General features: G+C 63.5%; 14 protein-coding genes and 2 tRNA genes. 4 read left to right on the forward strand and 12 right to left on the reverse strand.

The genetic code is table 11. The annotated features are described in order from the left end of the window. Window positions 1-65 precede the first annotated feature (65 nt). Window positions 66-139, reverse strand: a tRNA-Gly gene (locus K3762_RS13395). Between the two features lie 168 nt (window positions 140-307). On the opposite strand from K3762_RS13395, the gene K3762_RS13400 reads away from it, so the two are divergent. Next, the gene (locus K3762_RS13400) at window positions 308-1,243 is read left to right on the forward strand and encodes a YihY/virulence factor BrkB family protein (RefSeq protein WP_260009924.1); all 936 of its coding nucleotides are present in this window, start codon (window positions 308-310) and stop codon (window positions 1,241-1,243) included. Between the two features lie 3 nt (window positions 1,244-1,246). Here the strand turns inward: K3762_RS13400 and K3762_RS13405 are convergent, their stop codons facing one another. The 6 genes from K3762_RS13405 to K3762_RS13430 form a co-directional block, all read right to left on the reverse strand. Further along, window positions 1,247-1,822, reverse strand: a complete 576-nt coding sequence (locus K3762_RS13405; protein WP_260009926.1) for a hypothetical protein — start codon at window positions 1,820-1,822, stop codon at window positions 1,247-1,249. Beyond that, the gene (locus tag K3762_RS13410) at window positions 1,819-4,059 is read right to left on the reverse strand and encodes a xanthine dehydrogenase family protein molybdopterin-binding subunit (protein ID WP_260009928.1); all 2,241 of its coding nucleotides are present in this window, start codon (window positions 4,057-4,059) and stop codon (window positions 1,819-1,821) included. Before K3762_RS13410 ends, K3762_RS13405 begins: the two co-directional genes overlap by 4 nt. A gap of 2 nt (window positions 4,060-4,061) precedes the next feature. Continuing rightward, window positions 4,062-4,520 (reverse strand): (2Fe-2S)-binding protein, encoded by a 459-nt coding sequence (locus K3762_RS13415; RefSeq protein WP_067935422.1) that lies wholly within the window; start codon window positions 4,518-4,520, stop codon window positions 4,062-4,064. 122 nt (window positions 4,521-4,642) lie between these two features. Then, entirely contained in the window at window positions 4,643-5,848 is a 1,206-nt protein-coding gene (locus K3762_RS13420; protein ID WP_132444406.1) for a hypothetical protein, read from the reverse strand. Between the two features lie 94 nt (window positions 5,849-5,942). After that, window positions 5,943-7,379: a TolC family outer membrane protein gene (locus K3762_RS13425; protein ID WP_132444405.1), complete on the reverse strand. Its 1,437-nt coding sequence runs from the start codon at window positions 7,377-7,379 to the stop codon at window positions 5,943-5,945. 123 nt (window positions 7,380-7,502) lie between these two features. Further along, on the reverse strand, window positions 7,503-8,156 hold the full coding sequence (locus tag K3762_RS13430; RefSeq protein WP_067935417.1) for a protein-L-isoaspartate O-methyltransferase: 654 nt from the start codon (window positions 8,154-8,156) through the stop codon (window positions 7,503-7,505). Window positions 8,157-8,299: 143 nt separating this feature from the next. Here K3762_RS13430 and K3762_RS13435 point away from each other — a divergent pair. Then, a tRNA-Cys gene (locus K3762_RS13435) sits at window positions 8,300-8,373 on the forward strand. Window positions 8,374-8,485: 112 nt separating this feature from the next. Here the strand turns inward: K3762_RS13435 and K3762_RS13440 are convergent. From K3762_RS13440 to K3762_RS13455, 4 genes are read right to left on the reverse strand one after another with little or no spacing between them, the layout of a single operon-like run. Beyond that, the gene (locus K3762_RS13440; RefSeq protein WP_132444404.1) at window positions 8,486-8,851 is read right to left on the reverse strand and encodes a hypothetical protein; all 366 of its coding nucleotides are present in this window, start codon (window positions 8,849-8,851) and stop codon (window positions 8,486-8,488) included. A 10-nt stretch (window positions 8,852-8,861) separates the two neighbouring features. Further along, complete coding sequence (locus K3762_RS13445) at window positions 8,862-10,085, reverse strand: cytochrome c (RefSeq protein ID WP_132444403.1); 1,224 nt, start codon at window positions 10,083-10,085, stop codon at window positions 8,862-8,864. After that, on the reverse strand, window positions 10,082-11,842 hold the full coding sequence (locus tag K3762_RS13450) for a GMC family oxidoreductase (protein ID WP_132444402.1): 1,761 nt from the start codon (window positions 11,840-11,842) through the stop codon (window positions 10,082-10,084). Before K3762_RS13450 ends, K3762_RS13445 begins: the two co-directional genes overlap by 4 nt. A gap of 16 nt (window positions 11,843-11,858) precedes the next feature. Beyond that, the gene (locus K3762_RS13455) at window positions 11,859-12,599 is read right to left on the reverse strand and encodes a gluconate 2-dehydrogenase subunit 3 family protein (RefSeq protein ID WP_132444401.1); all 741 of its coding nucleotides are present in this window, start codon (window positions 12,597-12,599) and stop codon (window positions 11,859-11,861) included. Between the two features lie 190 nt (window positions 12,600-12,789). Between K3762_RS13455 and K3762_RS13460 the strand changes: the two genes are divergently transcribed. Together K3762_RS13460 and K3762_RS13465 are read left to right on the forward strand one after the other, a co-directional pair. Then, on the forward strand, window positions 12,790-13,509 hold the full coding sequence (locus tag K3762_RS13460) for a cytochrome c oxidase assembly protein (protein WP_240791578.1): 720 nt from the start codon (window positions 12,790-12,792) through the stop codon (window positions 13,507-13,509). Then, the gene (locus K3762_RS13465; protein WP_240791577.1) at window positions 13,506-14,018 is read left to right on the forward strand and encodes a CopD family protein; all 513 of its coding nucleotides are present in this window, start codon (window positions 13,506-13,508) and stop codon (window positions 14,016-14,018) included. Before K3762_RS13460 ends, K3762_RS13465 begins: the two co-directional genes overlap by 4 nt. Here the strand turns inward: K3762_RS13465 and K3762_RS13470 are convergent. Beyond that, window positions 13,988-14,503, reverse strand: coding sequence for a DUF2231 domain-containing protein (locus tag K3762_RS13470; RefSeq protein WP_132444399.1), 516 nt, complete (start codon window positions 14,501-14,503; stop codon window positions 13,988-13,990). The two genes, K3762_RS13465 and K3762_RS13470, sit on opposite strands and share 31 nt — an antisense overlap. Between the last annotated feature and the right edge of the window lie 40 nt (window positions 14,504-14,543).

A 14,543-nucleotide genomic window follows, 5' to 3' on the forward strand; every position in this document is an offset into this window, starting at 1 on the left:
GATGAGCGCAGCAGGCGCAACTATCCCGCGCGGTGGCGGCGGTCAAAACAGGTCTGGGGAAAGAGTGGAGCGGGCGGCGGGAATCGAACCCGCATCATCAGCTTGGAAGGCTGAGGTCTTACCATTACACAACGCCCGCGCTACGGCCTCCCTCCTATTTTATCGCTCTGCGAGCGTCAAGTGGAGCGATCACCCTTTGGCAAGATCAATCGCATGAGCCTGCTCTTGCCAGTGGCCCGTCATCAAGGTGGCAGCCCGGGCCATCGGGCACTAGCTTAGCCTCATGGGATGAAAACGAGGCATTGGCATGGACGCCAGATCGGCTCAGGACCAAAAGCGCGAAGTCGTGTTGACCCACGGTGTTCTCAGCGAGAACCCCGAGGACCTGTTTCACGGCACCGGGCTGCGGGTCGCGCGCGCAGTTCTGTACGAAGCGGTGCTGCGCCTGTGGAGCGATGACGCCTTTGGTATGGCCGGAAACGTGGCCTTTCGCGCGTTGCTGGCGATTTTTCCGTTCCTGATCTTCACCAGTTCGCTCACCGCCTTTGTCGGCGATCGGTCGATGGCCGATGACTTGATCCACTTCCTGATCGCCATTGTCCCCCCTGCCCTGATCGAACCCATCGTGTCAGAGGTGGAAAAGGTCATGACGGTGCCGCGCGGCGATCTGCTGAGCGTGGGTATCTTGCTGACCGTCTGGTTTGCTGTGGGCGGGGTCGATGGGGTCCGCATCGGCCTGAACCGCGCCTATGGGCTGCGCGAGACGCGCTCGGTCTTCACGATCTATGCGGTGCAGGTGGCCATGGTGCTGCTGGCAAGCCTGATCCTTGTGATCGTGGGATACCTTTTGGTGCTGGCCCCGCGTGCCGGGTCTTGGCTGCATATGCTGATGCCGGGGTTTGATCCGGGGTCGGTGACTGTCGGCCTTGTCCGCTTTCCGGCCTCGGCCACGATCCTGTTGGTCGCGCTTTTTGCCGCCCATGTGATCCTGCCCGCCCGGCGCACCAAGTTTAACAACATCTGGCCCGGGGTGGTGGCAACCGCCGTTGCATGGACCCTGCTGGCGATGCTCTTTTCGTCCTACCTGCGCAGCTTTGGCACCTATGCCAGCTATTACGCGGGCATGGCGGGGATCATCGCGGCGCTGTATTTCATGTATCTCGCCGCACTGGTGCTGATCTTTGGCGGCGAGTTAAACCGCGCGCTGCGCATTCGCAGACTGGCCCGCGCGATGAGCGATTAACCCTCAATCCCCTTCGCAGGGCGTGCCCGCAGCGCCCCAGACCGTCACATCATGCACCAGCGCATCAAGCGACCCTTTGGGCACCGACCGCCCCGCACCGGGGGCGAAACCCCAGTTCACGAAAGCCGAGTTTTGCAGGTGATCGACCAATGAGGCAATGTCATGCCCGTCGTTGGTTTCAGGGTCGCGCAACTGGGTGCAGACCTCTGCCGAGGTCTTGCCGAGCCACGCCAATTCCACCGGAGGCAGCCGCCATGCATCGTCGATATGCGGCGGGGCGTAGGGCACGGTATTGGCGGCGGCAGAGGTGACGTGGCAGGCGTCGCAAGGAATGCTCTCGGCCCCGATCCGGCTCTCGCCCGCGCGCACGTTCATGCCATGCACCGCCTCTGGCCCATAGCCCAATGCCTGCCACATCGGCTGCCCCTCTTCGCCCACATGGCAGTTGGTGCAGCGCGGATGCGCGGTAACGGTAAAAATCCGGTCCCACGCGGCCAGCCCCTCCGCCCGGTCTGGCGCATCCTGCGCTACTGCGGGGGCGGCCAGCATCAGCGCGGCACAGGTCAGGAGGTACTTCATGCGAAATCCACGGATTTGGAGAGGGGGAGTTCACGAATACGCTGACCCGTGGCGGCAAAGATCGCATTGGCCAGCGCAGGCGCGGCAGGTGGCACACCCGGCTCACCGATGCCGCGCAGTTTGCCGCCATTCTCTAGCCCGCGCACCTCGATCTTGGGCGTCTGGTACAGCCGCAGCCCTTCGTAGAGGTGATAGTTATCCTGCTGCGGCACCCCGTCGCGATAGGTAAGCTCGCAGTTCATCGCATGGCCCAAGCCCCAAATCACCGCCCCGGAAAGCTGCGCCTCAAAGTTCACCGGGTCCAACACGCGGCCCACTTCGGCGGCCACGAAAACGCGGTCAATCTTGAGGCCCGCTTCGGTTTGGCTGACCTCGACCACCTCGGCCACCGGCACGCCGAAGGACAGGCAAAACGCCAGCCCCCGGCCCCGCCCCGGCCCAAGGTCCGCGCCCCAATCCGACATCTCGCCCACGGCCTCCAAAACCCCGCGGGAGGGCGCATGGGTGCAAAGCCGCAACCGTTCCTCCAACGGATCGACGCCTGCGGCATGGCACATCTCATCCATGAAGCTTTCGTGCAGAAACCCATTGCCCGACGCCCCGACCGACCGCCACGAACTGACCGGCACCATCGCCGGCACCCGGTGGCCGGTGACGCGGTAATCGGGGATCGCGAAGGGCTGATCCCACGCGCCCGCCACGATGGCGATGTCGGGGCCAAAAACCGGCTGGTTCAACCGCGCCATCTGCGACTCTGCGGTAGATGGCGCGGCGATGGCCAGATCATAGGCCGCGATCTGCCCATCCGAGACCTTGCCACGCGCCCGAGCCATAGCCAGCGGGCGGGGGAAGTCATGGGTGAAATCCTCTTCGCGCGACCAGACCATCTTGATCGGCGTGCCGGGCATTTGCATCGCCACTTCGATGGCGCGCAGGGTATAGTCATCCTCCAACCGCCGCCCGAAACTGCCGCCTGACATCAGCACATGGATATGCACGTTCTCGGCGTCGATGCCAGTCAGCGCGGCGACATTGGCCTGCATGAAACGCGGAATCTGCGTGCCGGTCCAAATGTCGACGCGGCTCTTCTCAAGCTTCACCACGACGCTCATCGGCTCTAGCGGGGCGTGGGCGAGGTAGGGAATGCGGTACTCGGCCTCCAGCACATCGCCGTCGGCAAGGGCGGCGGGCACGTCGCCGTCATCGCGGAACCGGCTGTCTTGGCGGTCTTCGGTAAAGGAGGCCGCGACCGCTTTGAACTGCTCTGCCGTATCGCCGGTATAGGGCGACGGCCCCCAATCGCATTCCACCGCCTGCGCGGCTTGAAAGGCCCGCCATGTATTGTCTGCAACCACCGCGACGCCGCCGGTGATCGGCAACACCGCCTTCACACCGCGCATCTTTTCGGCGTGGCCCGCATCAAATCCCATGATCTTTCCGCCCTGCGCCGGGTTGGTGCGGGTCGTAGCATGGAGCATCCCTTCCATCGCCATGTCGATGCCATAGGTCTGGGTGCCGGTGGATTTCGGCACGATATCGGTGCGCATTTGCGCCTTGCCCAAATGCCGCCAGTCGCTGGGATCGCGCAGCGCGACCTCGGTCACCGGATCAATCTCTGCTGCTGCGGCGGCTAGGTCCTGATAGGCCAAGCGCATCCCATCGGGCAGCACCACGGCGCCCGCTTCGGTCTTAAGCTGGCTCCGCTCTAGACCTGTCTGCGCTACGGCGGCGGCCAAGAGCGTTTCACGTGCCACAGCCCCGGCCATGCGCAAGCGGTCATACATATCCGGCACGGTAGAGCTGCCGCCGGTCAGTTGCAGGCCCAGCAGTTTCCCCGCCACATCCGACGCCCCGCGCCCGGTCCGCGCGAGCAGCGTCTCTGAGGTCGCGGCGATCGGCATCGCCTCAACCCCCACCACGCCGTTGTAATAGACCGGCGAAGGAGGGCCGGGCGTGATCTGAACCGCATTAAGATCGACGTCCAATTCCTCAGCAATCATATGAGCTTGGATAGAATATGCCCCCTGCCCCACATCGGCGCGCGGGGTGATCAAGGTGACACCGCTTGCGTCGATTTTGACGTAGGGTGTGATCGCCGCCGCGCCGGGGGCAAGCCCCTCAAGCAGCGGGTTCTTCAGGTCACGTTTATAAAGATAGGTGCCAAAGGCGACACCCCCGGCAATGGCCGCAGAGCCGACGATAAAGCTCCGGCGGGTGATGGTGCGCAGGCGCGACATATTCAGGCCCCCCGCAAACGCGCGGCGGCGCTGTGGACCGCAGCGCGGATGCGCGGATAGGTGCCGCAGCGGCAGAGGTTGCCGCTCATCGCGGCGTCGATCTGATCGTCCGTCGGCTCGGGGTTCAACTCAAGAAACGAGGCTGCTTGCATGATCTGTCCGGATTGGCAGTAGCCACATTGCGCGACCTGATGCTCCACCCATGCCGCCTGCACCACATGCAGCGCTTCCGGCGTGCCCAAGCCTTCGATGGTGGTGACATTGCCGTTCACATCCGCCGCCCGCAATTGGCAAGACCGCACGGCCAGCCCATCGACGTGCACGGTGCAAGCACCGCATTGCGCGATGCCGCAGCCGTATTTCGGCCCGGTGATTCCCAACTCGTCGCGCAAGACCCACAGGAGCGGCATGTCGTCTTCCACGTCCACTTCGTGGACCGTGCCGTTAACCGTCAATTCCATCGGTGATCCTTCCGCCCTGTTGGCCTTAATGTAAACGGCGGCGCATATCGCGCAAGGCCGCGCGCGGCGGGTCGCGCAGCGTCATCTTGTCAGGGGATGGCCAGCAGGTGCCGCCCCTTGGCCTATTCGAGGTCTTGTGCCGTGAGGGCGCGGTGGATCTCGCGGCGCACCAGTTTGCGCACATTGCGGGTGATCCGTTCGCCCAAAGCGCCTTGCAACTCGGCGCGGACGATCTCTGTCACCAGATCGCGCAGCGCCTCTTCGTCAAGGAACTGGTCATCGCCCGCCACGGCTTCATCTTGCGCAGAGACGGTATAGCCGAATTCCGGTGCGGTCGCCGCCGGATCGGCGACACGCGGGCCGCTGTCGGCAAAACGGCGCACCTGTTCTTCGACCTGCGGTGTCGAGGGCTGCGGGCGGCGCGGGGCCGGTTTTTCGGCCTCTACCGTTGCCGTGTCGGCGATCGGTGCCTCTGGCGCCTCTAGCTCCGCATCGTCTTTCCACTCCATCGCCGGGGGCTCTGTACCGGAATAGTCGTTGTCGCCGGGGGCGTCGGGGTCCCAATCGTCAGAGATCTTGCCGATGGCTGTCTCCAACGCGGCCAGCTTGTCGCTGCGGCTGGCGCCCGTGGCCTTGGCCACCGCCTCGGAGACGGTCCGCGCCTTGGCCTCAACCTCCGCCGCGGCGTCTGACACGGGTTCAGAAGCGGGGGTGCCGTAGTCTTCGGCATGCAGATCACTGGGATCGTCATGCAGCATGTCATAGTCCAAAGGCGAGACCTTGGCGGGATCAACGGCGGCGGGCTGCGGGCGGTCTTTGCCATCCGAGGTGGCCACCCTGAGCGCCGGGGTCAGCACCAAACGGTCGCTCGACGCGCTTAGCGTTTTGTCGGCTGGGGGGGTGGCAGGATGGCGGGCGGAAACGAAGGGACGCTCTGTCTCGTCGGCACTGTCATCCTCTTCGGTCTGCATGGCTTGGGTAAGGCTCAGCGGCTGCGGCGTGGTCTTGGGCAGCTCGCTGGTCTCATCATCGGAATCAGGGCGTGCTGGGCTGGCAGTGGTGGCACGCAGCGACAGATGCGGGGTGAAGTCCTCCGACGTAATCCTATCCGCCGCCGTCGAGCGCATGCTTTTGAACTCTGCCCCCTCGTCCTGCTGCTGGGGGGCAGCAGCCTGAGCCTCGGCGTCAGTTACAGGACCGGGCGCCTCAACGGGGCTGGGCACCGGCGTAGGGTTGGACGTTTGCAGGGGACGTTTGTCTTCAGACACCAATCGGCGAATCGACGACAGCACGTCTTCCACCTCCGCGTTTGTGACGGGTTCGGACATATTTCTCTACCACTCTTGCCTCGCGGATAGCTTAACCGCGCGGGAGGATTCTCACAATGGGGCGGTGCAAAATGCCAAACGACCGTGCGGAATGTCAGTCTTTTTGCAACGCGCGCAGCACGCGATCCAGCGCTTGGCCCTCTTTGGAGTATTTAGCAGGGGCGTCCTTAACAAGGTTGTAATAGGCCCCCGCGTCATAGATCTGCACCGGCAGCTTCAGGTCCTGCGCGGTCAGCCGCCCCGTGGCCGCCAACACGGAATAGGCCGCCACATAAAGGTTGGCGCGGGCCGACACGCGGGTCGATTCCGCATCCAGCAGCGATTGTTCGGCATCCAGCACATCCAATGTGGTGCGCGCGCCGAGGGTGGCTTCTTCGCGGATGCCGCGGAAAGCGATACGCGCCGCACGAATCTGCCTGTCAGAGGCCTCCAACTGCGCGCGCGCCGAGGCCAGCGTGGCATAGGCGTTGCCCACTTCCTGCTCTACATCATGGCGGACGACATGCAGGTTCGCGCGCTGTGCGTCACGCTGCGCCATCGAACTGCGCACGGCCGAGGACAACGCCCCGCCCTGATAGATGGTCTGCCCAACCTGCACCCCGACGCTGCCGCTGCGGGTATAGGCCTCACTGTCGAAGGTCTCGTTCAGGCCATATTGACCGTTCAACGTGATCCGAGGGGCCATGGCCGCCTCATTGGCTTCGACGCCAAGATCGGCAGCCGCCACCTGATGCTGTGCGGCGATGATCGACGGATGGGTGCGCACGGCCAAGGCCTTGGCCGAAGCGAGATCACCCCCGATATTCGGCAGGCTCGGCGGTTGGCTGAGGTTGCCGGGCGCATGGCCCACCGCGTTGCGATATTCCTCGACCGCGCGCAGCAGGGTGCCTTCGGCCCCGGCCAGCCCGCTGCGGGCATCGGCAAGCTGCGCTTCGGCCAAGGCCACATCGGTGCGGGTAACCTCGCCCACGTCGAAACGATCCCGCGCGGCGCGCAGTTCTTGGGTCAGCAGCCGCAAGTTGTTGTTGCGCAGCTCAACCGTTTCCGAGGCTTCGATCACGCCCATATAGGCCGCTACCGCGCGCAAAAGCACCTGCTGCTCTAGGTTCACCAAGGCCTGACGGGTGGCCAGCACGGTCTCTTTCGCGCCTTCGATCCGATAGGCACTTGCGCCGAAATCATAGAGCAACAGCTCACCAATCAGGCTGATCGACGCCTGGAGGCTTTCCGTCGACTGGGCCGGCAGCAGCGAAGAGCTGCGCGCGGTGCCGAAGCTTTGTGTAAGCCCCGCCGCCCACTGTAGCACAGGTTTCAGCGCCGACTTCGCCGTGGCCACATCCTCATCGGCGGCGCGCAGCAGCGCGCGGTTCTGGTTAAGCAGACCTGAATGCTCATAGGCCCCCACCAGCGCGTCGGCCAATGTTTCCGCCGAGGCCAGCCGCGGCAGGGCAGCGCCGCTCGCCAAAACAAGGCTCACCGGCACTGCGATGGCAAAACGTTTAAGGGTTTTCGTGAAACTATTCGCGCTCATGGCTCAATGCCCCTGAATGGCTTTTTTAGACCTTTTAGACCGGCCCATAGGCCAATCGGGACGGGTGCCCCTACCCTGAAAGCGATGCGGCGCGCGATACGGATCAGCGCGCCATCATCTTGCTTACAGCTGGAATTCTGCCTGACGTTCAAAGCCACGCAGCACCGGCGCACCGGCGTTAAATTCGGGCCGCCAGGACACCTGCCCCCCGCGCTTATAGCCCACGCGCACTTCGCCCAGACCCCGATCCATAAAGAGGCAAGCAATACGCCCGCCCTCTTTCACCTGCTCCAACAAGGCTTCGGGCACGTCGCCCACCGCCCCTTGAATGATCACAACGTCATAGGGACCATGCTGCGGCGCGCCTTCGGTCAGCGGGGCGACATGCACGATCACATTGTCCGCTCCGGCCTGCGCAAGCGCCTCCTGCGCCTCGGCGGCCATCGCCTCATCTTCTTCGACGGCGACGACGGCCTCGGCCATATGGGCGATCACGGCGCTGGAGTAGCCCATGGCGCAGCCGATATCGAGCACCAGTTCGTCGTTCGTGATGTCGAGGTGATCGAGCATCTTGGCCAATGTTCGCGGATCAAGCAGCACCCGGTCCTGACCGAGATCGAGGTTCTCACCCAGATAGGCGGCCTCGCGCTGCGCGGCTGGCACGAAGTCTTCGCGCTGCACGGTCAACATCGCGTCGATGATTGGAAACTTGGTCACATCCGAAGGGCGGACCTGCGTATCTACCATGGTTACGCGGCGGGCGGCGAAATCACTCATCAGCTAAACTCATTCGTTCAGGGTGTCTGAAGAGTGATGTGCCACATTGCCGGGCCAGCGGCAACGCCCTGACCGCATTTTCACACGCATATGGGTCTTGCGGCCTTCCTCGTGATCCGTTAGCAGTGCGCCAACCACCGGTCGGCGAGTTGGCGGAGTGGTTACGCAGCGGATTGCAAATCCGTGTACACCGGTTCGATTCCGGTACTCGCCTCCATTTTATTTTTATGTATACCCGGTTGTTTTTGCCCCTTTGGGGACGCTGAGTTAGCCGAAAGCGGCCCTTAACGTCTGCAGGCGAGCCCCCCAAAAAAAATGGCGTCTTTCCCCTAATATGTGATGCCGGCCGCGACACAGTCCCTCGCAGCTACGTGAGAGAGGTCCGGCAGTTCGCCCGTCCCGTTACCTGAAGCAAGGCGGTCTACTGCAATGCCGGGGGAGCTGGCGAAAGGCTTTGGCTGTCCTGTACCAGCTTCCTTATTGCCCTCCTCATCATCTCTTGAAAGCCCGGCGATTTTTGCTGCCTCAACCTCTGCCTGCAGGCCAGCACAATGCTCTACGATCGCAACCATGACAGCGCGGTCATCGGTATTGTATTCCACTTCGCCAAGATAGAGCGGTTCCGCCATCGCCGCGCGCGAGAAGCACAGCGCAAGGCTCAATGTCGCGACAAGCGACGGCTCGGCATTTCTCATCGGGTCACCCTCAATATTCCTCAGCTAGATATTCGCGCATCTCGGCCACGGCCTCAGCAGAGACCGCGCCGCTCTGACGGTCCCCGGTATTGCGCAGGTAGGTCAGCAAGTCGGCGATCTGCGCGTCGGTGAGTTTCCACGCGAAGGGTGGCATGGCCAGCATGCTGGGGATCGTTTCGGTCGGCTGGGCGCGGGCGCCGCCGAGGATGACACGGATCGCTGTCGAAGGATCCTTGGCGTGTAGTTTGTTCGACGTGCTGAGCGGGGCGAAGAAATAGGGCACGCCCGAGGCATCGGCCACGTGGCAGGCGGCGCAATTGTCGAAGTAAAGCCCTTCCCCGGCCTCCATTCGCGCCGTCTCGGGGGCCTCTTCCGACGCGCGCGCCGTGTCGTCGAGGGTTTTGAGATAGGTGGCGACGGACCGCAGGTCTTTCTCTTCCAGAAACTGGGTCGAGATCGAAACAACCTCCCCCATGCGCTGCATCGGGGCGGTGTGTTTGGCGCGTCCGTATTTCAGGAACTCGAAGATGTCGTCCTCGCTCCAATGCGCAATGCCGCCATTCTCACCGCCGCGGATGTTCGGGGCGAACCAATTCTCCAGCGTACCGCCGCGCAGGTATTCATCATCTTTGCTGGCACCGAGGATGTTCTTGCCGGTGTGACAGCCGCCACAGTGCAGCGGCCCATCGACGAGGAAACGGCCACGGTTCCATGCCTCGGAGCGGTCCGGGTCGGTCACAAATTCCTCGTCCTCGAAGAACAACAGCTTCCAGCCGCTCACCGACATGCGGATGTTAAGCGGAAACGGCAGATCGTTTTCCTCTTCCTCCACATGCACCGGTTCGAGCGATTGCAGATAGGCAAAGATCGCATCGGTCTGCTGCCGGGTCATCAGGGTGAAATAGGGATAGGGCATCGCGGGGTAGAGGTGCCGACCCTCGTCGTCGATCCCCTCGTTCAACGCATTGTAGAAATCCTCGCGCGACCAGCGGCCCAGCCCGGTCTCGTCATCCGGGGTGAGGTTGGCGGAATAGATCGTGCCGAAGGGCGTCTTCAGCGCCCTGCCCCCGGCAAAGGGAATGCCGTCGTTGTCGATATCCGTGTGGCAGGCTTTGCAGTCGCCCGCCTGCGTCAGGTAGCGGCCCCGCTCCACTTCGGAGGAGGCAAGCTCCTGCGCCTGCGCCGGGACAAGGCTCGCGCCGCAGAGGGCGGTGATCAGGGCCAGCCGCTTCATGCCTGCACCAGCGGGCCGGGGTCGGCCATATATTGATCGATGATCGCTGCGACCGACCAATAGGCCAGCGCCGCCACGGTGCCGGTCGGGTTGTAGCCCGCGTTTTGGGGAAACAGCCCTGCCCCGGCGACGAAGAGGTTGTGCAGGTCCCAACTCTGGCAATAGCGGTTGCAGACGCTGGTCTGCGGGTCGGTCCCCATGATCGTGCCGCCGGTGTTATGAGTGGTTTGATAGGGCATCGAGTCGTAGGATCCCTTGCGCTCGGCCACGTTGACTTCACGGCCGCCCATGCCTCGGGCAATCTCTTCGGCCACCGGGGTGAGATGGGCAGTCAGCCGGCGGTCGTTCAGCGTGAAATCATAGGTCATGCGCAAGAGCGGCCTGCCATGTCGGTCGGTATAGGTGGGATCAAGATCGAGGTAATTGCTGCGATGCGCCATCGAGGCGCCGTGCACGCCCACGTTGGTGGTCTTGAGGAAATTGGCCCGGACCGACTGTTTCCATTCACTGCCCCAGCCCGGCACGCCCTCAGGCACCGGATGGCTTTCGATGGGCCGGGCGTTGGTGGTATAGCAGGCGATATAGCCGCCCCCGATAAAGCCCAGCCCGGAATGGTCGAAATTGTCGCCGTTGTATTCATCCACCGCCATGCCGAGCGCGCCCGCGCCGACAAAGCCGTTGGTATATTCCTCATCGTAAAAGACCGTCGCGCCGGACATCACCTGATAGCAGTAGTTCTTGCCCACCACGCCTCCACCGGTCTGCGGATCATATGGCGTGCCGATGTCGGACAAGAGCATCAGCCGGGTGTTCTCCAGCGGGTAAGCACAGAGCACCACGACCTCGGCGGGTTGGAAGAATTCCTCGCCACTGGTATCGATGTAGGTGACCCCCGTGGCGCGGGTGCCATCGGGGGATTTCTCGACCGAGAGCACTTCGGAATCCGTGCGTAGGGTGAAATTCTCCCGCTTCATCAAGACCGGGATAATCGTGGTCTGCGGCGAGGATTTGGAATAGTTGCCGCAGCCGTGTTTCTCGCAAAAGCCACAATAGGTGCAGGGCGCCAGCTGCATCCCCAGCGGATTGACATAGGCGCGCGACATATTGGCCGAGGGCACGGGGAAAGGGTTCAACCCCATATCCCGCGCCGAAGCCTCGAACCGGTCCTGCGAAAAGGTCATCTGCATCGGCGGATTGGGGTAGTCATCGCTGCGCGGCCCCTCGAAAGGGTTGCCGCCCTTACGGATGTCGCCCCGCAGGTTGCCCGCTGTGCCGCAGATACCGCAGATCTTCTCGAAATAGTCGAAATGCGGCTCCAACTCGTCATAGGTGACGCCGTAGTCCTGCACCGTCATCCCCTCCGGCAGCGGGCCATAGCGTTCCTCGTTATGGCTTTTCGCGACAAAATCCGACGGCAGGAACCGGTAGGTCTGGCCGTTCCAATGCACGCCCGAGCCGCCCACTCCGTTGCCCGGCAGGAAGGACCCCCAGTGCCGCATCGGCAGCGCCGTCTGTGCGCCGTTGTTGCGGAAAGTGACGGTGGACTGCGAGGCTTCCTGGAACATGCCGTGGCGCCAGTAATAGCGCAGTTCGTCCTGCGCGAAGGTGGTGGCGAAATCCTTGGGCGTGTCGCGCCACGGGCCGCGTTCCAGCGCCAGCACCTCCATCCCGGCGGCGGTCAGCTTCTCGGCGTAGATCGCCCCGGTCCAGCCGAAACCGACCAGAACCACGTCGACCTTTGGAAGCTGCTTCGTCATCGTGTCACCTCGTGTCTTATTCAGAGCTGTTCCAGCCGGGACGGCCCATTAGGCTGACCGGCGGCAGATCAATGCGCGCGCCGTTGTGGCCCACGAAATCGCGGTAATCATAGCGGGTGCCGGGGAAGCCGACGTAGTGCCACGCCACCATGTCCCGGTTGCCGCCGTAGATCGGATCGGCGAAATAGCCTTCGATGGTGTTTTTCAGGATCAGGTCAAAGAACGCCTTGGCCGAGACCGGGTCGAAGGTGATTTCCTCGTCGTCCATACCTTTGAGGATCTCGTCCTGTTGCGCCGCGCTCAGCGCGGCAAAACCGGCGTCCTGCTGTGCGCGGCAATAGCCGTCGAGTTCAGCAAGCGCGTGACGGTAAAGCTCTGCCGGGGGGTGCTCGCTTTGATAGCCTTGGGTTGCCGTGCCTTCGCGGAAGGGGCCCTTCATGTACCAATGCTGCCCACGGCCATAGAACCCCGCCATTTGCCGGTCGAGGAAGGTGATCACATCAGCCTCAACCGCCCCCGGCCCGTCCCCATCCGACGGGATCAGCCGCGCGCAGATCGCGGCGACGGCCTCGCGTTCATCGGGGGTAAAGAACCGATCCTCATTGGTGCCGTAATACGGCGGCTGGCCCTTCAGGGGCTCCCAAGGCATCCCCTCGCCCCGGCCATAGATCGCGCCGAAGACAGCCGAAGGGGCGGCGATGGCGGTGCCGCCGAACAGCAAGGATTTCAGAATTTTGCGGCGCGTCGGAAAAGACAAGTGACCCCTCCAAGTGATGCGTGTAGCCTCGGGGCGTAATGCGCCCAGTGGTAGAAGCTGGATCGCTTTTACCGGGGGTCAAGGAAAATTGATCGGGCTGAGGGGAAACCCAACCGCGCCTCAATTCGTTTGGAACGATGTGCCCGCGCGCAGCGTTCCTCTTAAGGAACGACCGAAGGGAAAATAGACCTTGCTCAGCGATGCTTGGATCCGAACCTATTGTGGACCGGCACCGGGGCCGGAGGATTTTTGGTTTCGCTGGAACTTCGATCCGCTCCTTCTCGCCGCTCTGTCCCTGCTCTTCTTCGTTGTCCTGCGCGCGCGCAGCTGCCACGGATTGGCTGCCGTGGGCGTTCTGGTGCTGGCCTTCGTCTCGCCCCTCTGTGCGCTTTCCTCGGCTCTGTTTTCGGCGCGGGTGGTGCATCACGTGCTGCTCGTCGCCGTGGCTGCGCCGCTGCTGGCCCGCGCATGGCCCTCGCGGCGGGCGGGTGGTGCGATGGCGGCCTTCGCGGTCTCGACCGTGGTGCTTTGGGGCTGGCATCTGCCGGTGGCCTATGACCTCGCGCTCTCGCATGTCGGGGTGTACTGGCTGATGCAGATTAGCCTGCTCGGCGCTGCCTTATGGTTCTGGCGCGCAGTGTTTGCCCCCGGCCGCACACCTGTCGAAGCGCTGACCCTGCTCATCGCCGGTTTTGCGCAGATGGGTCTTTTGGGGGCGATCCTGACCTTCGCGCCCGAAGCGCTTTATGCCGCCCATGCCGTTGCCCCCATGGACTGGGGCTTCTCGCCGCTGGCCGACCAGCAGCTTGGCGGCATCCTGATGTGGGTGCCCGCGGGACTGCCCTATGCGGTCGTCGCCGGGGCCGTGGCACGGCGCGGATGGGCGACCCTGCGGGCGGGCAGCGCGTGAGCGGCTGGTTCCCGGTTCTCATCACGCTCTTCAAAGGCGTGCATATCGCCGCGCTTATCCTGTGGTGTGCCGGGCTGCTTGCCCTGCCCCTGATGCTGTCGCGCCATGATCCCGCTGGCACGGCGGCAGAATACAGTCGCATCCGCCGCGCCACTCATACGACCTATGCCATCCTCGTCACCCCCGCTGCCGTCGTGGCGGTGGTGGCAGGCACATGGCTGATCTTCTTTCGCGAGGCATTCGTCCCCTGGCTCTATGCCAAGCTGCTGTTTGTCACGGCGCTTGCCGCCGCCCATGCTTGGATTGGGCATCTGGTGGTGCAGGTGGCCGAGAAGCCAGAGAAACACCGCCTGCCCCGATCCTATCTGCCGATCACTGCCGTCGGCCTCCCCGTCATCGCGATCCTCATGCTGGTTTTAGGCAAGCCCGACCTCTGGGACTTCCCCCTGCCCGGCTGGCTGCTTGAACCGCGGGGCGGTCAATTGCCCTTCGACGTGCCCAAACGATAATCAAAGACCAATTTGCCCCCATGCCAACCCGTGAACCCCACCATCACCGCGCCCAGCCCCGACAGGAGGATGCCGTAAGGCAGCACCGCCGCCTCATAACCATAGAGCCGGTGGCCCCAATTCGCGCCCAAGACCGACAGCAAGGTCACGGCGATGATCGCATGGGTCCAAGCGGCAGCGCGGGAGCGGATGCCGCTCACCAGCAAGAGTTCAGCAGCGCCGGAAAATCCCGCCAGCACGCCAAAGAAGAACGCCGTCCCCGCCGCCCAGAGGGCCGCCCGCGCCCAAAAGACATCGCCGGTCCACCAATAGAGCAGATCGGCCCCCAGCAAGCAGAAGGACAGCGCGATGGGAAAGGCCACGCTCATGGCGTGGATCGGGTGGCCCTCAAGCGCGATGCGGGTCTCGGTCTCTTCATAGCCGGGCTGAGAGGCGATCGGGTCGATCAACCGGTCCTCGCCCGTCTCATTGCTTTGCTCGCTCATCGGGGCAGGCTCCTTCGGGGGGTGATTGCAGGGACAACGT

This window comes from Sulfitobacter sp. W074, from assembly GCF_025142275.1.
Lineage (GTDB): Bacteria > Pseudomonadota > Alphaproteobacteria > Rhodobacterales > Rhodobacteraceae > Sulfitobacter > Sulfitobacter profundi.

Coding starts and splice junctions, on each gene's coding strand:
- K3762_RS13400 (WP_260009924.1), top strand. CDS start 308: ATGGACGCCAGATCGGCTCAGGACCAAAAGCGCGAAGTCGTGTTGACC.
- K3762_RS13405 (WP_260009926.1), bottom strand. CDS start 1,822: ATGAAGTACCTCCTGACCTGTGCCGCGCTGATGCTGGCCGCCCCCGCA.
- K3762_RS13410 (WP_260009928.1), bottom strand. CDS start 4,059: ATGTCGCGCCTGCGCACCATCACCCGCCGGAGCTTTATCGTCGGCTCT.
- K3762_RS13415 (WP_067935422.1), bottom strand. CDS start 4,520: ATGGAATTGACGGTTAACGGCACGGTCCACGAAGTGGACGTGGAAGAC.
- K3762_RS13420 (WP_132444406.1), bottom strand. CDS start 5,848: ATGTCCGAACCCGTCACAAACGCGGAGGTGGAAGACGTGCTGTCGTCG.
- K3762_RS13425 (WP_132444405.1), bottom strand. CDS start 7,379: ATGAGCGCGAATAGTTTCACGAAAACCCTTAAACGTTTTGCCATCGCA.
- K3762_RS13430 (WP_067935417.1), bottom strand. CDS start 8,156: ATGAGTGATTTCGCCGCCCGCCGCGTAACCATGGTAGATACGCAGGTC.
- K3762_RS13440 (WP_132444404.1), bottom strand. CDS start 8,851: ATGAGAAATGCCGAGCCGTCGCTTGTCGCGACATTGAGCCTTGCGCTG.
- K3762_RS13445 (WP_132444403.1), bottom strand. CDS start 10,085: ATGAAGCGGCTGGCCCTGATCACCGCCCTCTGCGGCGCGAGCCTTGTC.
- K3762_RS13450 (WP_132444402.1), bottom strand. CDS start 11,842: ATGACGAAGCAGCTTCCAAAGGTCGACGTGGTTCTGGTCGGTTTCGGC.
- K3762_RS13470 (WP_132444399.1), bottom strand. CDS start 14,503: ATGAGCGAGCAAAGCAATGAGACGGGCGAGGACCGGTTGATCGACCCG.